This window comes from Streptosporangium sp. NPDC001681 (assembly GCF_040298085.1).
Classification (GTDB): domain Bacteria; phylum Actinomycetota; class Actinomycetes; order Streptosporangiales; family Streptosporangiaceae; genus Streptosporangium.
Map to the genome: position 1 here is coordinate 20,270 of NZ_JBEOZN010000037.1, position 19,082 is coordinate 39,351.

A 19,082-nucleotide genomic window follows, 5' to 3' on the forward strand; every position below is an offset into this window, starting at 1 on the left:
CCGTCGGATCCCCGAACCCGGTGCCGGAGGTCCGGATGACACGCTGGATGGACGAAGAGGCCGGACCGGTCGTCCGGCCCTACGCGCTCATCAGGGGTCGCACCCGCTCCTCCGGTGACACTCTGGACCTGGTCGCGATGGTCACCTCGACCCGCGCCGTCCCGTCCGGGGGATTCGTCCCCGGGCCGGAACAGGAACGCATTCTCGCCATGGTCACCACCCCGACCTCGGTCGCCGACGTCGCCTCGGACCTCAACCTGCCACTCGGCGTGGTCAGGGTCCTTCTCGGCGACCTGAAGGACCACAAGCTCATCTCGATCGGGCGCGCCTCCGCGAGCGAGCGCATTCTCAAGGAAGTGATCAATGGACTTCGGGCCCTCTGACGAACCCGTCGCCCTCAAGATTCTCATCGCGGGTGGCTTCGGGGTGGGAAAGACCACGCTCGTGGGCGCCATCAGCGAGATCCGGCCGCTCCGCACCGAGGAGGTGCTCTCCGACCGCGGTATCGGCATCGACGACGTCGACGGTGTGGAGGGCAAGACCACCACCACCGTCGCGATGGACTTCGGCCGCATCACGATCAGGGAGGGCCTGGTCGTCTACCTGTTCGGCACCCCGGGCCAGGAGCGGTTCTGGTTCATGTGGGACGAGTTGTCCTACGGCGCGCTGGGCGCCGTGGTGCTGGCCGACACCCGGCGGCTGACCGACTGCTTCCCCTCGATCGACTACTTCGAGCAGCGCGGCACGCCGTTCATCGTGGCCGTCAACTGTTTCGACGGCGCCGAACGGCACGAGGCGGACGACGTCCGCGTCGCCCTGGACCTCGATGTGGACGTGCCGGTGCTCCTCTGCGACGTACGGCGCCGTGTCTCGGCGAAGACGGTGCTCGTGACCCTCGTGGAGCACTCGTTGAAGGTGCTGACGGCCAGCCAGAGCTGAGCAGCGGGCCGGGGTGTCCCCCGGCCCTCGCTGCCGGAGACCGGACACGAACTCAGGCGCCCCGCCGGGAGGTCACAGTGCCCGCAGGCCGATGATCAACTCCCTCAGCAGGCTCTCCGGCGGCACGGAGGCGGCGGGAAGCGGCGATCTCACCAAAATCAGGCCCTGGTCGAGCAGGTCGCCCAGGAGGACTTTGACCACGCCGACCGGCAACCCGGCATCCGACGCGATCTCCACGATCGGGCGTGCCCGCCTGACCAGGTTGAGCAGCCGCCGGTGTTCGGAGCCCAGACACGCTCCCGGGGAGACCGGTGTCCCTGTCGCCACCGCCATCGAGAGCAGGTCGAACGAGGAGCAGGACGCCCTGGTGCGCCCCCCGGTCACCGCGTAGGGGCGGACGACGGGACCGGCCTCCTCGTCTACCCACTCGATGTCATCGCTCATTGGCCGGCCATCCGGGGCCCGGTGGCCAGGTGCTGTCCGACCCGGGTGACCAGGCGGGCCATCTCGTAGGCGATCAGGCCCACGTCGGCGGCGCCGGTGGTCATGACCGACAGGCAGCTCCCCTGACCGGCGGAGGTGACGAAGAGGAACGCGGAGTCCATCTCCACCATCGTCTGGCGCACGGCTCCGCCGCCGAACTGCAGGCTGGTGCCCTTCGCAAGGCTCTGGAAGCCGGACGCCACCGCCGACAGATGGTCGGCGTCCTCCTTCGTCAGCCCTCTGGACGAGGCCATCATCAACCCGTCGTTGGACAGGATCAGTGCGTGCGAAACGTCCGCCACACTCGTGACGAAATCATCCAGAAGCCAATAAAGCTCACCCGGCACGTGGTTAAACCCCTTCCCCTCTGATGATCCTTTTGATCTTCATCCCCCACCGGCGCGACGAAGCCGGTCTCATGGACCCGCCTCCGTTCGCGCTCCCGCACTCACGGCCCCGGCTCAACGCTCGGCACCGCCGTCCTCGTCGTCGGCCCGGCCGCGCTGCCAGCCGGACTGCAGGGCGCTCATCAGCGCCCTCGCCTCCTCCGGTGACCGCTCCTCGATCTCGGCATCGGGCGGACGTGGCTCCCTGGCCTGCATCGGCGGCATGTTCGCCTGCCGTACCCGGCGTGGCAGCCCGCCGCCGCCACCGCGCCGCAGCGGCCTCCACAGGTCCGTGGGAATCGGCACCGCCGGCTCACCGGGTTCACCGGCGGCCCGTTCCGGCTGTCCCCCGGGCTCGGGCCGCACGCTGATGACGGTGAGCACCGGCGGCTCCGGCGACTGCTCGACGGACTCCGGCTCCCCGAGCAGTTCCTCGGGGATGAGGACGACCACCCCGGTCCCGCCGTACGGCGAGGAGTGCAGCACGACCTCGACCCCGTACCTGGCGGCCAGCAACCCGACCACGGCGAAGCCCAGCCGGTCGGTGTCGCCCGGGTCGAACTCCGGCGGGCTGGCCAGGCGCTCGTTGATCGCGGCACGCTTCTCCGCGGTCAGCCCGAGCCCCCTGTCCTCGATCTCGACGGCGAAGCCACGGCCCGCGAGCTCGCCGCGGACCGAGACCTGGCTGCCGGGCGGGGAGAAGACCGTGGCGTTCTCCAGGAGCTCGGCGAACAGGTGCATCATGTCCGCGACGGCGTTGCCGACCAGGGTGGTGCCGCCCGTCGGGAGGATCCGCACCCGGGCGTAGTCCTCGACCTGGGCGGCGGCCCCGCGCAGCACGTCCTCCATCGGCACCGCCGAGCGCCACTTGCGGCCCGCCGCCCCACCGGACAGGATCACCAGGCCCTCGGCGTGGCGGCGCATGCGGGTGGTGAGGTGGTCGAGCCTGAAGAGGTTCTCCAGCGCCTCGGGGTTCTCCGCCCGCTTCTGCATGCCGTCGAGCAGCTTGAGCTGGCGCTGCAGCAGCGACTGGCTCCGGCGGGCGAGGTTGCGGAAGGAGTGGGCGGCGCCCTCGCGCAGCCTGGCCTGCTCCACGGCGGCGTCCACGGCGCTGCGCCGGACGCTGTCGAAGGCGGCGGCGACATCGTGGATCTCGGCGGTGCTGCCCAGCGGTTCCAGCGCGGGCGCCTCGGCCGTCACGTCCACCTTCTCGCCGCGGCGCAGCTTCTCCATCACCCGTGGCAGCCGCACCTCCGCGAGGTCGGTGGCGGCCCGCCGTACGGCGGCGAGTTCCCTGGTGATCCCGCTGCCGATCCGGTACGAGACGAGCAGCGACGCGACGACCGCGACGAGGCCGAGCACGCCGACGACACCGGCGCGGATGTAGACGCCCACGGTCACCGGCTCGGCCCGCTTGACGAGCATGGGACCGATCTCCGTCATCGACCGCTGGTAGACGGCGTCCAGCGCGTCGCCCGCGGCGCGCCAGTCGGTGGCCGAGACACCGGCGCCGACCAGCAGGCGAGACTCCAAGGCGACGAACCTGGCGTATGTCGAGGAGGCGATCAGCTCCGTGAAGGGGGCGCCCAGCGAGGGCTCCAGCTCGGGGAGCGCCTGTTCCATGAGGAAGGCCCGGTTGGCGGCGATCCGGGCGAACACCCGCGCCTGGTTCTCCGTCATCGGGCTCCGCAGCGCCAGCGGGCCCGTGGCGAGTGCCCGCTCGCGGCTGAGCAGGTTCATGCTCTGGTTGACCATCGTGACGCTGCGCAACTGGCGGTAGAGCGGGAGGTCGTTGGTGAGACTCAGAGTGTTGAAGAGCCGGTTCAGCACGTCCGGCAGCCGGGCGAACTCCGCGGAGAGCCCCACCGAGTCGATCCGCCCCGCGTCGACCCTGGCGCGGATCGCATCGAGCCCCTCCACCTGCCTTATCAGCTCGGCGTGGCGTGCCCTCATCTCGTCGGGCATCACCGCCCGCACCTCGTCCCTGTCCATCTCCTGGCGGAGACGGGTCCGGGCCTGGTCGGTGACCACCCGCTGTCCCGCGAGGGTCTTGTGGTCGGAGTCGGAGCGGGTGGCCAGGTACTCGGCCGACAGGATGTGCTCGCGTTGGACCGCGCTGTTCAGGTCACCTGAGGGTTTGCCGACGGATTCGTACAGCGTGCCGATGGAGCGAAGGCTCATCGAGTCGCCGACCGTGACGACCGAGGCGAAGCCCCACACCGCCACCAGCGAGGTGAGAGGAATGGCCAGCAGCACCGAGACCTTGAACCGGATGGACTTGCTCGATGCCATGTCACCTCAACGGCTCGCTCACGGAACGCCAGGGGGAGCCCCCGGACGATCTCTAGATCGCCGACGAGAATAGCACTGGCGGCTCCTGCTATTTGTAGCCTATTTGTGACATGTCATGAAATAGTCATGGGAAGTGATAAGAGGTCGCGCAGATAGGGCTCGGTTCGGGAGTGGAAAGTGGTCGCGCGGTCACCGTGTGTCTCGGCTGGCGGGTAATCGGCGTGATGGGGCTTGGCATATGCTGAGCCGATGTCGGACGACGGCGAACTGCCAAGTATCTCGGGCATTGGTGTGGACCTGCCTGCAACGCTGCGTATCGCCGGGCTTGCATTGAAACGGACGGAGAGCCCTCCGTCTTTGGCCTGCTGGACCGGCTGCTTCCCGGAGCCGGCAGGCGGCAACGCGGCGGTTATCAGTCTGGTGATTGAGCCGGCCGCGCCGCCTGAAGAGGTCACCCTCCAACTCGCTCACGACGTTGTGAGCCGTTTCGACGTCTTCGTCGACCGAGCCGTGCGGTACTGCCGGACCCGGCTTCGGGAGCGGCACTTTGAACTCACATCCGAGGAACTGAGCTGGCTGGATCTTCCAGAGTTGCCGTTGGCAGTTCCCGAAGCAGTGGTGTGGGCCGACCAGACCTGGGCAATCCGGTTCACAGAGAGCAGGTTCCGGCTGGCGGACCCCTACGGAATCCTGGTGACCTTCAACGGCACGCAGCCTGTCGACGTTCAGGGCCTCGAGGACGAGCAATGAGCCGCTTGTTGTGGCATCGCGGCTCTGGAGGCCGCGCAGATCGTCAGCAGGCGGGGCCAGTTGGCAGACGGCACAGGCACAGATCCGTGATCATGGAGTTGCGACGCTCTGTGATCACTGAGGAGACCTGTGCCTGTACTGCCATCATGGCTGACTGAACCGCTCTGGGACCAATTTGCCGGCCTGTTGCCGCAGCGGCCCGAGTTTGATCAGAGCCACCCGTTGGTCTGCCACCGGCGCCGGATCGGCGACCGGCTCGTCTTCGACAAACTGCTCCAGGTCCTCCGGTTCGGCTGCTCTTACGAAGCGATCGCGGACTCCACCTGCTCGGCCACCACGATCCGCAACCGCCGCGACGAGTGGATAAACATGGGCGTGTTCACGCAGTTGAAGCAGATCGCGCTCGGTGTTTATGACCGCGTCGTCGGTCTCGCCCTCGACCAGATCACCGTGGACGGTGCCATCACCAAGGCCCCCGGCGGCGGCGATGCGGCAGGACGCTCACCAGTCGACCGGGGCAAGCAGGGCATGAAGCGCTCCAGCATGACCGACGGCTACGGCATCCCACTCGGTCGCGTCCTGGCCGGCGCCAACCGCCACGACTCCCCGCTGCTGGCTCCGACTCTCGATCTTCTGCACGAACTCGGGCCTCTGCCCGACAAGATCACCGTTCATCTCGACGCCGGCTACGACTCGGCCAGCTCCCGCGCTGTGCTCGCCGAACGCGGTCTGCACGGCCGGATCGCCCGCAAGGGGATCAAAGCGCCGGTCCAGGCCACCCACCGGTGGCACATTGAGCGCACGCACGCCTGGCAGAACGCCTTCCACCGGCTTGCGCGCTGCTACGAACGCCGGACCAGCGTCATCGAGGCGTTCTTCGATCTCGCCGACACGATCATCACCGTCCGTAGCCTGATCCGCCAAGCCTGGACCACCCATCGCTGGGCAGCCCGCCCCCGACGCCGCCCCTGACCATTCGCCTATCTGCGCGACCTCTAAGTCAGCCCAGAGCGGCGCGTGATGCCTGAGTGGCGCTCCGTGCCCAGGTCAGCCGTGCGAGCCGGGCGGCCAGCACGCCGACCAGCGCGACCTCGGTCCCGAGCAGAATCCACTCGGCGAGGCCCGCGAGCACCCCGTGCCCGGGGAGCGCCACGTAGGTGATCACCAGCAGGCCGAAACCTCCGGCCAGCGCCAGCCACTCCACGGTCCTGGCCACCGGCCGCCACCGCTCGTCCTCGTTGAACCGCGCCACCAGCAGGCCGCCCGCCACCGGCATCGCCACGAACACGGCGATCGACAGGTAGCGGTACGCCTGGCCGACCAGGTCGGTGCCCGTGCCGGGGAGGGCCGGGGGCAGCACCGCGAGGAGGATGAGCCCGGCACCCCACACCCGCATCAACCGCTCGGCCAGGACACCCACCGGCGCCCCGGTCGCGCGCAGCCCGGCGACCAGCGCGAGAGAGGCGATGCCCAGCGACGCCATGACGAACCCGGTGACTCCGCTGCGGTCCAGCGCGGCGTACTCGCTGATCGTCAGATCGAGCGAGTCCGGGTACGGAACCGGGTCGGGCTGCCCCACGACGGCGGCCAGGGCGGCCACCGCGGCCGCCGCGATCCCGGCGCACGCGATCAGGGGGTAGAGCCTTTTCGAGGCGAGCATGGATCAATCCTGCTCGCCGCAGGGCGTTTCGGGCATCCGGCGGCATCCCTGATCCAACCCTGAGCCGTCCCTGAGACGACCGGCCGGAGAGCGGCTTCACCCGTCTTGGTCCCCTCGACGCCCCTGTACACGGCCCCGGCCGGGGCCGTGTACAGGCCGCCCGATCCGTCCGGCGTCTCAGCGGAGCCCGCGGACCTCGGCGTAGCGGGCCCTGACCTCGGGCGCGGGGTCGGCCTCGTAGCGCTCGGACCTGCCCGCCTCCCAGGCCGGAGGCTCGTCGCCGCCGAGCAGCCAGGCGGCCTGCCTGGCCGCCCCGTCCGCGACGTACTCCCCCGGCTCGGGAACGACCACGGGCCGCCCGAAGACCGCGGGGGCGATCCGCCGTACGGCCTCGGACCTGGCGCCGCCTCCGATGAGCAGCACCCTGGCCGGGTCGAGCCCGAGGGCGTCGAAGGCGTCGGCGAGGTGGCAGAGCAGCCCTTCCACCGCGGCCCTGGCCAGGTGGGCCGGGGTGGCGGTGCCCAGCGTCAGCCCGTGCAGCGACCCCGTGGCCGAGGGCAGGTTCGGGGTGCGCTCGCCCTCCAGGTACGGGACGTGGACGAGGCCGCCGGCCCCCGAGGGCGCCTCCAGGGCCAACCGGTCGAGCTCGTCGAGACCGACCCCGAGCATCCGCGCGGTGGCGTCCAGCACCCTGGCCGCGTTGAGCGTGGCCACCAGCGGCAGGAACCGCCCGGTGGCGTCCGCGAACCCGGCCACGGCGCCGCTCGGGTCGGCGCTCGGGCTGTCGGCGACCGCGAAGGCCGTCCCCGACGTCCCGATCGACACCACCACGTCCCCCGGCAGGGCGCCGACCCCGAGGGCCGCCGCCATGTTGTCGCCCGTCCCCGGCGCGAGCCGCACCGTGCCGTTTCCGAACGCCTTGACCTCTCCCGCGCCGTCGCGGGGCCCCAGCACCTCGGGGAGTTCGGGAAGGGCACCGAAGGCCGTCCGCAGGAGGTCGGTCCGGTAGGCCCCGGTCGTGGGCGACCAGTACCCGGTGCCCGACGCGTCGCCCCTGTCCGTGACGAACTCCCCGCCCAGCCGCCAGGTGAGCCAGTCGTGCGGCAGGCAAACCCTCGCCGTACGACGGGCGGAGTCGGGCTCGTGCTCGGCCAGCCAGCGGAGCTTGGTCACCGTGAACGACGCCACCGGCACGCTGCCGACCGCCTCGGCCCAGCGCTCAGGACCGCCCAGTTCCCTCACCAGGTCGGCCGCCGCCCCGGCGGAGCGGGTGTCGTTCCAGAGCAGCGCCTTCCTGACCACGTCGCCTGAGGCGTCCAGGCAGACCATGCCGTGCTGCTGCGCGCCGACGCTCATCGCCTCGACGCCGTCCAGCCCGCCCGCCCGGGTGAGCGCCTCCCGCAGCGCCTCCCACCAGGCCCCGGGATCGACCTCGGTGCCCTCCGGGTGGGTCGCGCGGCCCTGGCGGACCAGGGCGCCCGTGCGGGCGTCCCTGATCACCACCTTGCAGCTCTGGGTCGACGAGTCGACCCCGGCCACGAGCGTCATCCGCGGACCCCGAGGAGGTGCTCCATGGCGAGCTGGTTGAGGCGGGTGAAGTGGAAGCCGCGCGCGGCCACCGCTTCGAGGTCGAAGGAGTCGCGGCTCAGGTCCGCGATCGTCTCGCCCGGTGCCAGCGTGGGCTCGGAGAGCTCGGCGACCTTGCTCGCGGCGAGCGCCTCGACGACCTCGGGGTCCGCGCGGAAGGCCCTCACCTTCTCCTTCAGGATCAGGTACGTGCGCATGTTGGCCGCGGCGGAGACCCAGACGTCCTCGGAGTCCTCGGTGCGCAGCGGCTTGTAGTCGAAGTGCCTGGGGCCCTCGTAGCCGCCGTTCTCCAGCAGGTCGACCAGGAAGAAGGCGTTCTTCACGTCGCCGTGGCCGAAGATCAGGTCCTGGTCGTAGCGGGGGCCGTGCTGGCCGTTCAGGTCGATGTGGAAGAGCTTGCCGTGCCAGAGCGCCTGCGCGATGCCGTGCGCGAAGTTGAGCCCGGCCATCTCCTCGTGGCCCACCTCGGGGTTGAGGCCGACGCGGTCGGGGTGTTCGAGCTCGTTGATGAACGCGAGCGCGTGGCCGACGGTCGGGAGCAGGATGTCGCCGCGCGGCTCGTTCGGCTTGGGCTCGATGGCGAACCTGATGTCGTAGCCCTTCTCGATCACGTACGAGGTGAGCAGGTCCATGCCCTCCTTGTAGCGGCTGAGCGCGGCCCTGATGTCCTTGGCGGCCCCGGACTCGGAGCCCTCGCGCCCGCCCCAGCAGACGTAGGTGGTCGCACCGAGCTCGGCGGCCAGGTCGATGTTGCGGATGACCTTGCGCAGCGCGTGGCGGCGGACCTCGCGGTCGTTGCTGGTGAACGCGCCGTCCTTGAAAACCGGGTGGGTGAACAGGTTGGTGGTGGCCATCGGGACCTTGAGCCCGGTCTCGGCCAGCGCCTTCTTGAAGTTCGCGATGGCCCTGTCCCGGTCGGGCTCGACAGCGAGCAGGTCGTCGTCGTGGAAGGTGACGCCGTACGCGCCGAGCTCCGCGAGCCGGTGAACGCTCTCCACCGGGTCCAGCGGGGCCCGCGACGCGTCACCGAAGGGGTCGCGGGCCTGCCAGCCGACGGTCCAGAGCCCGAAGGTGAAGCGATCTTCGGGCTTGGGGGTGTAGGCGCTCATCTACGTTCCTCCGATTTAATCCATTTTATGGACTTAATATGGATCGGGGTGGTGGGATCGTCAAGGGGTGGATGTTCCATGACACAGGCCGTACGCCACGACTCGATGCGCGCCCGCAACCTCGGCGTGGTCCTCGGCGAGATCCGCAGGAACGGCCCGGCCACCCGGGCGGCGCTGGCCGAGATCACCGGGCTGACGAAGACGACGGTGTCGAAGATGGTCGGCGACCTGATCGAGGCGGGCATGGTCGCCGAGTCCGGCGCACTGCGGGACGGCGAGCGGGGCCGGCCGGGCACGGCGGTGACGCTCAGCGGGCGGCGGGTCGCCGCGCTCGGCCTGGAGATCAACGTCGACTACCTGTCCGCCTGCGTGGTCGACCTCACCCTCGCGGTGCGGCTCCGATATTCACAGGCTGTGGACAACCGTGCGACCTCCCCTGTGGAAACCCTTTCCCACCTGGCAGAACTTGCCCACAGGGCTGTGGATGAAGCCCGCCGGGAGGGCCTGGCCATCGCCGGATCGACCCTCGCGGTACCCGGCCCCGTGGACGGGGGGCTCGTGCACACCGCCCCCAACCTCGGCTGGCACCACGTCCGCGTCTCCGACCTGCTGGACTTCCCCGTCGAGGTGGACAACGAGGCCAACCTCGCGGCCCTGGGCGAGCTCTGGTTCGGGTCGGCCCCCGGCGACTTCCTGCACGTGTCGGGGGAGATCGGCATCGGCGCGGGCCTGGTGGTGGGCGGCACCCTGTTCCGCGGCGCCCGCGGTCTCGCCGGGGAGCTGGGGCACGTGGTCGTCCATCCGGACGGTCCGGCCTGCCGCTGCGGCGGCCGGGGCTGCCTGGAGCAGTACGCCGGGCAGGAGGCCCTGCTCCGGGCCTGCGGCCTGCCCGGCATCCCCGAACTGCTGGAGAGCCTGCGCGCGGGCGAGCCCGGCGCGCTGGAAGCCTGCGAGCGCGCCGGGCAGGCGCTCGGCATCGCCCTCACCTCGGCGATCCATCTGATGGACCCCGGCATGATCGTGCTGGGCGGCGTCTTCGCCCCGCTCTTCCCGTGGATCCGCGACCCGGTCAACCAGGCGATGACCGCCCGGCTGACCGGGATGCGGCACACCGTCCCCGAACTGACCGTCTCCCGGCTCGGCAGCGACGCCGCCCCCCTGGGAGCCGCCGGACAGATCATCCACCGGATCATCGCGAATCCGATCGCGATCCTGTTGCGACGCTGAGACCCGGTTCCCTCGGTCCGGTCCCCGGCGCGGCCTCGGCGGCCAGGCCGTGGCCTGGCCGGACGACTGAGGCAGGTCCACTCGGGCAGGAAGCAGATCGCCGAAGGGGCGGCACGGGGCCTGCTCCCCGTGGTTCCTGGACCCGGATCGCCGGGAGAGGGATGATCCTGCGGTGGACTTCCGGCAGTTGGAGCGGTTTCTCGCGGTCGTCGACCACGGCGGTTTCCATCGTGCGGCGGAAGTGCTCTATGTCGCGCAGCCGTCGTTGTCGCAGTCGATCAAGCAGCTCGAGCGCGAGCTGGGCGAGGCGCTGTTCCATCGGGTCGGCCGCGGTGTGGTGCTGACGGAGGCGGGGCGGGCGCTGGTGGAACCGGCGCGGGCGGTCATCCACGCGCGAGGCCTCGCCGTCGGGTCCGTCGAGGCGGTGCGGGGCCTGCGGACGGGACGGTTGGAGATCACGGCGATGCCGTCGCAGGCGATCGACCCGCTCGCGGGGGTGATCTCCCGTTTCACGGCGGAGTATCCGGGGGTGCGGGTGGTGGTCCGCGCCGCGGCGACCGCGGAGCAGGTGGTGGAGGCCGTCCGCACCGGCCGGACCGAGCTGGGCCTGCTGGCGGCGATACGGCTCCCGCAGCGGCCCGGCGTGGATCTGCATCCGGTCGGGCGGCAGCGGTTCGTGGTGGTCTCGGCGGCCGGCGGGCCGTTCTCCGCCGACGCCCGGGTGAGTCCGGACGAGCTGTCCGGCCTGCGGGTGATCGCCGGCCAGACGGGCACCGGGATGCGCGCGGTGGTCGACGACCTGATCCGCTCGGGGGTGCGGCTGACGATCGCGGTCGAGACAGAACACCGCGAGGCGATCCTGCCGCTGGTGCTCGGCGGGAGCGGCGTCGCCGTGCTGGCCGACTCGTGGCGGGAGCTGGCCGAGCGATCGGGCGCGGTCGTGGCCGACCTCGATCCGCCCGTCCATCTGGACGTCGCCTACGCCGGCCACGCGGGCGGGCTCGGCCCGGCGGCACGCACGTTCCTGCGCATGGCCACGCATCGATAGGCGGCGCCGATCGGTGGGGTAGGAAGCCGATCTTGGACCGCACCCGGGCCCGGCTGCTGGAATCGAGGGCATGAAATCGCATCGCATCGCCGTGATCCCCGGGGACGGGATCGGCACCGAGGTGTGCGGCGCCGCCCGCGCCGTACTCGACGCCGTGGGCCGCAAGCACGCCATCGACCTCACCTACGACGAGTTCGACTGGTCGTGCGCCCGCTATCTGGCCGAGGGCGCGATGATGCCCGCGGACGGCCTCGACCGGGTGCGCCACCACGACGCGATCTTCCTGGGCGCGGTGGGCGCGCCGGGCGTGCCCGATCACGTGTCGCTGTGGGGGCTGCTGATCCCGATCCGCCGAGGCTTCCAGCAGTACGTGAACCTGCGGCCGATCAAGGTGCTCGGCGGGCAGCGGGGGATCGATCTCGTGGTGGTGCGCGAGAACGTCGAGGGCGAGTACAGCGAGATCGGCGGCCGCCTGTACCAGGGGACGCCGGCGGAGATGGCGATACAGGAGGCAGTCTTCACCAGAAGCGGAGTCACCCGCATCGTCGACTACGCCCTGGACCTGGCCGAGCGGCGCACCGGGCGGCTGACCTCGGCGACGAAGTCGAACGGGATCATCCACACGATGCCGTTCTGGGATGAGATCGTCGCCGAGCGGGTGGCTCAGCGCTCCGGTGTCACCGTGCAGTCGGAGCACATCGACGCGCTCTGCGCCAAGCTGGTGCTCGACCCGGCGCGGTTCGACGTGATCGTCGCCTCGAACCTGTTCGGGGACATCCTTTCCGATCTCGCCGCCGCGGTCGCCGGCAGCATCGGCCTGGCGCCCGCCGCGAACATCGACCCGACGCGGGCCCACCCGTCGATGTTCGAGCCGGTCCACGGGTCGGCGCCCGACATCGCGGGCCGCGGCATCGCCAACCCGGTCGGCGCGATCTGGACGGCCGCGATGATGCTCGACCACCTGGGCCACCCGGAGGCCGCAGCCGCCATCCTGGAGGCGATCGGTCACGTGTTCGCCACGACCTCCGTGCGCACCCCCGACCTCGGCGGCACGGCCACCACCGTGGACCTGACCCACGCGATCCTCGAAGCACTCTGAGGGAGTCATGAGCGTTCCGCTGCCCAGCCCGTTCCAGCCGCGCACGGTGGACGCCGGCGGCGTCGCCGTCCACACGGTCGTCGGCGGTGAGGGGCCACCTGTGCTCCTGCTGCACGGCTACCCGCAGACGCACCTGATCTGGCACGACGTCGCGCCCGCGCTGGCTTCCCGCCACACGGTCGTGCTGACGGATCTGCGCGGGTACGGCGACAGCGCCAAGCCCGCGCCGGTCACCGACGACCTGTACTCCAAGCGGGCGATGGCCGCGGACCAGCTCGCGGTGATGCGGGCGCTGGGCTTCGACCGCTTCGCCGTCGCCGGCCACGACAGGGGCGCGCGGGTGGGCCACCGGATGGCGCTCGACCATCCCGAGGCCGTCGAGGCGCTGGCCGTCCTGGACATCGTGCCGACCAGGCACACGTTCGCCCACGCCGACGCGGCGTTCGGCCTGGGGTACTACCACTGGTTCTTCCTGGCCGCCGGCAACGGCATCCCGGAGAGACTGATCGGCAACGACCCCGAGTTCTGGATTCGCAGCCGGATGGCCGCCAGGCACGCGGGCGGCGCCAGATACGACGAGGCCGCGGTGCGCGAGTACGTGCGCTGCTTCTCCGACCCCGCCGCGATCGCCGCGTCGTGCGCCGACTACCGGGCGGCCGCGGGCGTCGACCTCGAGCACGACGAGGCCGACGCGGCGGCGGGCCGTAAGGTGCGCTGCCCCGTGCTGGCACTGTGGGGCGCGCACAGTTTCGTCGGACGCACCTACGACGTGCTCGCGGTCTGGCGCGAGTACGCCGACGACGTCTCCGGTACGGCGCTGCCAAGCGATCACTACCTGCCCGAGGAGGCGCCGGCCGAGGTCGTCAGGGAGCTAGCGCGCTTCCTGCCCAGATGACCAGCGCTCGCCGCGCAACGCCTTACGGGCCAGTTCCAGCTCAAGCTCGATCTTGCCGACCACGCCGTCGTTGCCGACGGGTCCGTGGCCGCCTTCGAAGAACCGGAGCACCACGTCGCCTCCGGCCTCACGCAGCCGCCGCGTGTACTCCTCGGCCTGCCGCGCGGGCGTACGGGTGTCGTAGCGGCCCTGGTTGATCAGCACGGGCGCCCGCACGTGCTCGATGTAGGTCATCGGCGAGCTCAGCCTGAACCGCTCGCCCGCGGTCTCCGGGGTGCCGCCGATGAAGCCTCTCCAGGCCGCCTGCAGCGCGGGATGCATGTCCTCGTAGGCGATCTTCCAGTCGGCCAGTGCGATGAAGGCGAAGCCGCCGGCGAACAGCTCGGGTAGCCGGCCCAGCGAGAGCAGCGTCAGGTAGCCGCCGAACGAGGCGCCGGTGATGAAGACGGCCGAAGGGTCGGCGACGCCCTCATCGACGAGCCAGCGCCATGCCGCCTCGATGTCCTCCAGCTCGCGGTCTCCGACGGCGCCCCAGAACCCCTCGCGGAACTCCCGGCCGAACGTGACGGAGCCGCGGTAGTTCAGCGAGGCGTAGGCGAAGCCCTCCTCCAGCCACGCCTGCGCGACGGGATCGTATCCGCCGACCTCGGCGAGGTTCGGCCCGCCGTGCACGTTCAGCACGAGCGGCACGGGGCCGCTCGCCTCGCGCGGGGCCGCGACCCACAGCTGCAGTACGGTGCCGTCCTTCGAGGTGACAGGCACCGAACGCAGCGGGATCCCGGGCACCACGGGCTCGGAGGCGAGGAGGGGGCGCGGCTCGCCGTCGCCCCGGTCGAGCGCGAGCACCTGGAGCGGCAGGTCGGCACGCTGCCGCAGCAGCCTGATCTGGCCGCCGGGGCCGTAATGGGAGGCCCATGCGTTGCGCACCGCGCACGCCACCTCGGGGAAGAAGTAGGCCCCGTCGGGGTGCGGGACACGAAGCAGCTCACCGGCCGGGATGTCGTACTCGTACACCCGGTGGATGCCCTGGTCGACGTGGACGAGCAGCAGCCTGGCGGCGTCGTCCGACCAGTCGAGCGGGACGAGCTCGCCGGCGAGCTCCGGCGCGTCGACGTCGATGCGCTCGCCGGTGAGCGGGTTCCACACGCTGGGCCGGGCGTATCCGGTGCGCTCGGTGCTCACCAGCAGCCGCGGGTCCCCCGCGACCGGCGAGAACCTGACCCCGCGCACCGGCCCGAGCGGGCCGTCCGAGAGCGAGGCGAGCACCGCGCCGTCCGAGGTGTCGAGCACGGTGACGGCGAAGCGGCGGACGCCGGGGTTGTGGTCGGTGGTGTCGATGCTCGCCAGCGTGCCGTCGGCGGTGACCAGGCTGTTCCACGCCTCGTTCCTGCTGCGGAACAGGCGGCTGACTGCGCCGCCTGCCAGGTGGTAGAGCGTGAACCCGGCGTCCGTGACCGTCGCGATGACCACGGCCGAGCCGTCGCGCGCCACGTCGAGGCCGCGCAGCGTGTAGGGAGGAAGGTCAGGGGTGAGATCGACGGGCCGACCGCCGCCGACCGGATACGACCACAGGTGGCCGACCTCGCTGCCGTCCTCGTCGTGCAGCACCAGCACCGAGCGGCCGTCGGCGGCCGGTACGGGGTCGGCCACGTGCGGCGGCAACTCGGGCAGCGGTGTGGTCGCGCCGGTGGCCGGATCCCAGATCGACACCTCGGCGTCTCCCACGCCGGCCGCGAAGATCATTTCCAGGTCGAGGTCACCAGGGCAGGGACGCGCGGACTCCAGCACGGGGACGGAGAAACGCGAGCGCCAGGTGCGGGCTTCAGAGGACATCGATCAACTCCGGTTTGTGACAGGCGACGCCGTGCCCGCGCTCGTCCGTGACGAGCGGAGGGACCTCGGCGGCGCAGATCTGGCTGGCCTTCGGGCAGAGGGTCCGGAACCGGCAGCCCGACGGCGGATCCGTCGGGCTCGGGACGTCGCCGGTCAGGATGATCCGGCGGCGGGCGCGCTCGGCCCGTGGGTCGGGGATCGGCACGGCCGACAGCAGCGCCTGGGTGTAGGGGTGGAGGGGGCGCTGGTAGAGCTCGTCCGGCGGCCCCTGCTCGACGATCCGGCCGAGGTACATGACGGCCACCTGGTCGCTGGCGTGCCGCACCACGGACAGGTCGTGGGCGATCAGCACGTAGGTGAGGCCGAGCCGGTCCTGCAGGTCCTCCAGCAGGTTGATCACGCCCGCCTGAATGCTCACGTCCAGCGCGCTGACCGGCTCGTCCAGCACGATCACGTCGGGTTCGACGGCGAGCGCGCGGGCGATGCCGACACGCTGGCGCTGGCCGCCCGAGAACTCGTGCGGGAAACGGCCGGCGTGCCCGGGGTCGAGCCCGACGAGCTCCAGCAGCTCGGGCACGCGCGCCGGGTCGCGCCCGTGGGTGTCGAGGGCCTCGGTGAGGATGGCGCGCACGGTCATGTGGGGGTTGAGCGAGGCGTACGGATCCTGGAAGACCATCTGGATCCGGCTGCGTGCGTGTCGCAGCTCGGCGGCGGGCAGCGCGGTGAAGTCGGCGCCGTCGAGCAGCACCCGGCCGGCCGTGGGCTCCACGAGGCGCACCAGGCACGCGGCCAGCGTCGACTTCCCGCAGCCGCTCTCGCCCACGAGCCCGAGGGTGGTGCCGCGCTCCACGCGCAGGTTCACCCCGGACACGGCCTGGACGCTGCCGACGCGGCGGCGGAACACCCCGCTGCGTACCGGATAGGTCTTGACGAGGTCCACGACCTCCAGCGCCGTCATATCGAGCGAACCTCCTCTACTCGCAGGCACGACGCCGTGTGCCCGGCACCGATGGGGACCGGCGCGGGGACGGTCGTGTCGCACAGGCCCGCCCTCGCGTGCTCGCAGCGCGGGTGGAACGCGCACCCGGGAGCCCGCGAGGGCTGGCCGGGGATCTGGTAGAGCCGCTCGCCGTGGCGCGCGTCGAGCCGCGGCAGCGAGGCCAGCAGCCCTCGGGTGTACGGGTGGGCGGGCTCGTAGAAGATCGGCTCGACGGCGGCCTCCTCGACCTTGGCGCCCGCGTACATCACGAGCACGCGGTCGGCGATGCCGGCCACCACGCCGAGGTCGTGGGTGATCAGCATGAGCGCGGTCGCCGTGCGCTCCTGGATCCCCCTGATGACATCGAGGATCTGCGCCTGCACGGTCACGTCGAGCGCGGTCGTCGGCTCGTCGGCGATGAGCAGGTCGGGCTCGTTGGCGAGGCTCATCGCGATCATGACGCGCTGGCGCATGCCGCCGGAGAGCTCGTGCGGGTACTGCTCGGCGCGCTTGGCCGGCGAGGGTATACCGACCAGGTCGAGCAACTCGGCGACGCGCCCGCGCAGCTCGCGGCGCGAGCGCGACGGGTCGTGCACGCTGATGGCCTCGGCGATCTGCGCTCCGACGGTGTGCACGGGGGTGAGCGCGGTGAGCGCGTCCTGGAAGACCATCGCGATGCGGCTGCCCCGCAGCGTGCGCAGCTCGGCCTCCGATCGGCCCAGCAGTTCCTCGCCACGGAACCTGATCGACCCCGTCACGCGGGCCCGGCCCGGCAGGATGCCCAGCACGGCCATCGAGGTGATGCTCTTGCCCGAGCCCGACTCCCCCACGATGCCGAGCGTCTCGCCGGGCGCGACGGAGAACGACAGCCCGGTGACCGCCGTGACCTGGCCGTCGTCGGTGGGCAGCTCGACCGTGAGGTCGTCGACCTCCAGCAGCGCGCTCACCGGCGGCCTCCCTTCGGGTCGAAGGCGTCGCGCAGCCCGTCGCCGAGGAAGTTGATGGCCAGCGCCGTGAGCAGGATGAACAGGCCGGGGAAGTACAGCAGGTAGACCTTGCCCGTGCCGATCAGCCCGGCCGCCTGGCTCAACAGGTTGCCCCAGCTCGACTCGGGCGGCTGCACGCCGTACCCGAGGAAGGAGAGCGTGGACTCGACGATCACCGCGCTGGCGGCGCCGAGCGACGTGCTCACCGCGATCACGCCGGTGAGGTTGGGCAGGATGTGGCGCACGATGATGCGCCGCCTGGTCACGCCGAGCACCGTGGCCGCCGACACGTACTCCTTCTCCCGGAGCGAGAGCACCTGACCGCGGACCACCCTGGCCACCGTGGTCCAGCCGATGGCCGCCAGCACCGGGACGATCACCGTGGGAGACCGGCCGGCCCCCTGCAGCACGACGGCCAGCACCACGATCGCGGGCAGGACGATGAACAGGTCGGTGACCCGCATGATGATCTCGTCCACCCAGCCGCCGAAGAAGCCGGCGGCCGCTCCCAGAGCGGTGCCCATCGCGGTGGCGAGCACGGCGACGGACAGACCGATCGCCAGCGAGATCCGCCCTGCGTACAGCAGCTCGGTGAGGTAGTCGCGGCCCAGCTCGTCGGTGCCGAACCAGTGTGCGGCCGACGGCGGGGTCGGCCCGAGCATCAGGTCCTGCACGCCCCGCTCGTACGGGGCGATCACGTCGGCGCCGAAGCAGCCGATCAGCAGCACGGCGAGCACGCCGAGCCCGGCGACCGCGAGCCGGTGGCGCAGGAACCGCCTGCGGGCCAGCTGCCACTGGGTCCGTTCCTGCGCGGGCGCCGTCGGGGCGGTGAGCGTGGTCATCGGAGCCTCACTCTCGGGTCGAGTACGGCGTAGGCGATGTCGGCGAGCAGGTTGAACACGATCACGACCACCGCGATCACCAGCGTCCACGGCACCAGCACGAACACGTCGCCGGCGAGCAGGGAGTCGAGGAACAGCCGGCCCATGCCCTGGATGGCGAAGATCTGCTCGGTGACGACCAGCCCGCCGAACAGCAGGCCCGCGTCCACGGCGGTGATGCTGACGAACGGGCCGAGCGAGGTGCGCAGGGCGTGCCGCACCACGATGCGGCCTCTGGGCACCCCCTTGGCCCGCGCGGTGCGCACGTACTCGCTGGAGAGCGCGTCCAGCATGGTCGCGCGGGTGAACCTGCTCCAGCTCGCCACCAGGCCGACGGTCAGCGTCAGCACGGGCAGCACCAGATGGCGCAGGTAGTCGAGCGGGCCACCGCCCTGCGCCGAGTGCAACCCGACGAAGTAGAGCGGCGGGTCGGCCAGGCCGAGGATCTCCTGCGGCCAGGCGGCGAGGATCTGGATCAGGATCAGCCCGAGCCAGAACGGCGGCATCGCCACGCCGAGGTAGGAGAGGCCGGTGAAGGCCAGGTCACCCGCCGAGTACTGCCGCACCGCCGAGTAGACGCCGACGGCGAGCGCGATCAGCGCGGCGGCCAGCACGCCCCAGACGATCAGCTGCAGCGTGGTGCCGAGCGCGGGCAGGATCAGCCCGTGGACCGAGCCGGCCGTCCGCGAGCTGACTCCCCAGTCGCCGGTGACGAACTGGGTCAGCCACCGCCAGTACTGCTCGGGGATCGACCGGTCGAGCCCGAGGACCTCGGTCATGCGGGCGATCGCGCCCTGGTCCTGCCCGCCGCGCAGCTTCGCGAGCGGGTCGAAGGTGGTCCTGACCGCCCAGAACAGCAGGAACGAGGCGATGAGTACGACGGGGACCGAGTAGAGCAGTCGCCGTCCAACGTAGGCGAACATCGGTT

General features: G+C 71.2%; 19 protein-coding genes. 8 read left to right on the forward strand and 11 right to left on the reverse strand.

Annotated elements, in window-relative coordinates:
- Positions 1–35 precede the first annotated feature (35 nt).
- Both ABT130_RS18670 and ABT130_RS18675 read left to right on the forward strand, forming a co-directional pair.
- Entirely contained in the window at positions 36–383 is a 348-nt protein-coding gene (locus ABT130_RS18670; protein WP_350923062.1) for a DUF742 domain-containing protein, read from the forward strand.
- Positions 364–939, forward strand: a complete 576-nt coding sequence (locus tag ABT130_RS18675) for a GTP-binding protein (protein ID WP_350923064.1) — start codon at positions 364–366, stop codon at positions 937–939. The genes ABT130_RS18670 and ABT130_RS18675 overlap by 20 nt, the downstream gene beginning before the upstream one ends.
- Positions 940–1,011: 72 nt before the next feature.
- Here ABT130_RS18675 and ABT130_RS18680 read toward each other — a convergent pair whose 3' ends face one another.
- The 3 genes from ABT130_RS18680 to ABT130_RS18690 all read right to left on the reverse strand — a co-directional run bounded on the left by ABT130_RS18680 (position 1,012) and on the right by ABT130_RS18690 (position 4,100).
- Entirely contained in the window at positions 1,012–1,383 is a 372-nt protein-coding gene (locus ABT130_RS18680; RefSeq protein ID WP_350923066.1) for a DUF742 domain-containing protein, read from the reverse strand.
- The gene (locus tag ABT130_RS18685) at positions 1,380–1,769 is read right to left on the reverse strand and encodes a roadblock/LC7 domain-containing protein (RefSeq protein ID WP_343961557.1); all 390 of its coding nucleotides are present in this window, start codon (positions 1,767–1,769) and stop codon (positions 1,380–1,382) included. Before ABT130_RS18685 ends, ABT130_RS18680 begins: the two co-directional genes overlap by 4 nt.
- Positions 1,770–1,883: 114 nt before the next feature.
- The gene (locus ABT130_RS18690; RefSeq protein ID WP_350956875.1) at positions 1,884–4,100 is read right to left on the reverse strand and encodes a sensor histidine kinase; all 2,217 of its coding nucleotides are present in this window, start codon (positions 4,098–4,100) and stop codon (positions 1,884–1,886) included.
- Positions 4,101–4,349: 249 nt separating this feature from the next.
- On the opposite strand from ABT130_RS18690, the gene ABT130_RS18695 reads away from it, so the two are divergent.
- Both ABT130_RS18695 and ABT130_RS18700 read left to right on the forward strand, forming a co-directional pair.
- Entirely contained in the window at positions 4,350–4,850 is a 501-nt protein-coding gene (locus ABT130_RS18695; protein WP_350956877.1) for a hypothetical protein, read from the forward strand.
- A gap of 129 nt (positions 4,851–4,979) precedes the next feature.
- Complete coding sequence (locus ABT130_RS18700) at positions 4,980–5,822, forward strand: IS5 family transposase (protein WP_350956879.1); 843 nt, start codon at positions 4,980–4,982, stop codon at positions 5,820–5,822.
- A gap of 28 nt (positions 5,823–5,850) precedes the next feature.
- Here ABT130_RS18700 and ABT130_RS18705 read toward each other — a convergent pair whose 3' ends face one another.
- The 3 genes from ABT130_RS18705 to xylA form a co-directional block, all read right to left on the reverse strand.
- Positions 5,851–6,510, reverse strand: a complete 660-nt coding sequence (locus tag ABT130_RS18705) for a DUF998 domain-containing protein (RefSeq protein WP_350956881.1) — start codon at positions 6,508–6,510, stop codon at positions 5,851–5,853.
- A 177-nt stretch (positions 6,511–6,687) separates the two neighbouring features.
- Positions 6,688–8,058, reverse strand: coding sequence for a xylulokinase (xylB, locus tag ABT130_RS18710; protein ID WP_350923073.1), 1,371 nt, complete (start codon positions 8,056–8,058; stop codon positions 6,688–6,690).
- Positions 8,055–9,206 (reverse strand): xylose isomerase, encoded by a 1,152-nt coding sequence (gene xylA / locus ABT130_RS18715; protein ID WP_350923075.1) that lies wholly within the window; start codon positions 9,204–9,206, stop codon positions 8,055–8,057. The genes xylB and xylA overlap by 4 nt, the downstream gene beginning before the upstream one ends.
- Positions 9,207–9,284: 78 nt before the next feature.
- Between xylA and ABT130_RS18720 the strand changes: the two genes are divergently transcribed.
- The 4 genes from ABT130_RS18720 (at position 9,285) to ABT130_RS18735 (ending at position 13,475) form a co-directional block, all read left to right on the forward strand.
- Positions 9,285–10,433: an ROK family protein gene (locus ABT130_RS18720; RefSeq protein WP_350923078.1), complete on the forward strand. Its 1,149-nt coding sequence runs from the start codon at positions 9,285–9,287 to the stop codon at positions 10,431–10,433.
- A 172-nt stretch (positions 10,434–10,605) separates the two neighbouring features.
- The gene (locus ABT130_RS18725) at positions 10,606–11,481 is read left to right on the forward strand and encodes a LysR family transcriptional regulator (RefSeq protein ID WP_350956883.1); all 876 of its coding nucleotides are present in this window, start codon (positions 10,606–10,608) and stop codon (positions 11,479–11,481) included.
- 70 nt (positions 11,482–11,551) lie between these two features.
- A complete protein-coding gene (locus tag ABT130_RS18730) occupies positions 11,552–12,580 on the forward strand; it encodes a tartrate dehydrogenase (RefSeq protein WP_350956885.1) in 1,029 nt (342 codons plus the stop codon).
- A gap of 7 nt (positions 12,581–12,587) precedes the next feature.
- Positions 12,588–13,475, forward strand: a complete 888-nt coding sequence (locus ABT130_RS18735; protein WP_350923084.1) for an alpha/beta fold hydrolase — start codon at positions 12,588–12,590, stop codon at positions 13,473–13,475.
- Here ABT130_RS18735 and ABT130_RS18740 read toward each other — a convergent pair.
- From ABT130_RS18740 to ABT130_RS18760, 5 genes are read right to left on the reverse strand one after another with little or no spacing between them, the layout of a single operon-like run.
- Positions 13,452–15,308: a prolyl oligopeptidase family serine peptidase gene (locus ABT130_RS18740; RefSeq protein WP_350956887.1), complete on the reverse strand. Its 1,857-nt coding sequence runs from the start codon at positions 15,306–15,308 to the stop codon at positions 13,452–13,454. The genes ABT130_RS18735 and ABT130_RS18740 overlap by 24 nt on opposite strands.
- A complete protein-coding gene (locus ABT130_RS18745) occupies positions 15,298–16,266 on the reverse strand; it encodes an ABC transporter ATP-binding protein (protein WP_350923088.1) in 969 nt (322 codons plus the stop codon). The genes ABT130_RS18740 and ABT130_RS18745 overlap by 11 nt, the downstream gene beginning before the upstream one ends.
- On the reverse strand, positions 16,263–17,234 hold the full coding sequence (locus tag ABT130_RS18750; protein ID WP_350923090.1) for an ABC transporter ATP-binding protein: 972 nt from the start codon (positions 17,232–17,234) through the stop codon (positions 16,263–16,265). The genes ABT130_RS18745 and ABT130_RS18750 overlap by 4 nt, the downstream gene beginning before the upstream one ends.
- A complete protein-coding gene (locus ABT130_RS18755; protein ID WP_350956889.1) occupies positions 17,231–18,115 on the reverse strand; it encodes an ABC transporter permease in 885 nt (294 codons plus the stop codon). Before ABT130_RS18755 ends, ABT130_RS18750 begins: the two co-directional genes overlap by 4 nt.
- Complete coding sequence (locus ABT130_RS18760) at positions 18,112–19,077, reverse strand: ABC transporter permease (RefSeq protein ID WP_350923094.1); 966 nt, start codon at positions 19,075–19,077, stop codon at positions 18,112–18,114. Before ABT130_RS18760 ends, ABT130_RS18755 begins: the two co-directional genes overlap by 4 nt.
- Between the last annotated feature and the right edge of the window lie 5 nt (positions 19,078–19,082).

Bases quoted from the DNA above. Each gene is read 5' to 3' on its own strand.
- ABT130_RS18735 (WP_350923084.1), top strand. From the start codon at position 12,588: ATGAGCGTTCCGCTGCCCAGCCCGTTCCAGCCGCGCACGGTGGACGCC.
- ABT130_RS18720 (WP_350923078.1), top strand. From the start codon at position 9,285: ATGACACAGGCCGTACGCCACGACTCGATGCGCGCCCGCAACCTCGGC.
- ABT130_RS18705 (WP_350956881.1), bottom strand. From the start codon at position 6,510: ATGCTCGCCTCGAAAAGGCTCTACCCCCTGATCGCGTGCGCCGGGATC.
- xylB (WP_350923073.1), bottom strand. From the start codon at position 8,058: ATGACGCTCGTGGCCGGGGTCGACTCGTCGACCCAGAGCTGCAAGGTG.
- ABT130_RS18760 (WP_350923094.1), bottom strand. From the start codon at position 19,077: ATGTTCGCCTACGTTGGACGGCGACTGCTCTACTCGGTCCCCGTCGTA.
- ABT130_RS18690 (WP_350956875.1), bottom strand. From the start codon at position 4,100: ATGGCATCGAGCAAGTCCATCCGGTTCAAGGTCTCGGTGCTGCTGGCC.
- ABT130_RS18680 (WP_350923066.1), bottom strand. From the start codon at position 1,383: ATGAGCGATGACATCGAGTGGGTAGACGAGGAGGCCGGTCCCGTCGTC.
- ABT130_RS18670 (WP_350923062.1), top strand. From the start codon at position 36: ATGACACGCTGGATGGACGAAGAGGCCGGACCGGTCGTCCGGCCCTAC.
- ABT130_RS18740 (WP_350956887.1), bottom strand. From the start codon at position 15,308: ATGTCCTCTGAAGCCCGCACCTGGCGCTCGCGTTTCTCCGTCCCCGTG.
- ABT130_RS18695 (WP_350956877.1), top strand. From the start codon at position 4,350: ATGTCGGACGACGGCGAACTGCCAAGTATCTCGGGCATTGGTGTGGAC.
- ABT130_RS18675 (WP_350923064.1), top strand. From the start codon at position 364: ATGGACTTCGGGCCCTCTGACGAACCCGTCGCCCTCAAGATTCTCATC.
- ABT130_RS18755 (WP_350956889.1), bottom strand. From the start codon at position 18,115: ATGACCACGCTCACCGCCCCGACGGCGCCCGCGCAGGAACGGACCCAG.
- ABT130_RS18745 (WP_350923088.1), bottom strand. From the start codon at position 16,266: ATGACGGCGCTGGAGGTCGTGGACCTCGTCAAGACCTATCCGGTACGC.
- xylA (WP_350923075.1), bottom strand. From the start codon at position 9,206: ATGAGCGCCTACACCCCCAAGCCCGAAGATCGCTTCACCTTCGGGCTC.
- ABT130_RS18730 (WP_350956885.1), top strand. From the start codon at position 11,552: ATGAAATCGCATCGCATCGCCGTGATCCCCGGGGACGGGATCGGCACC.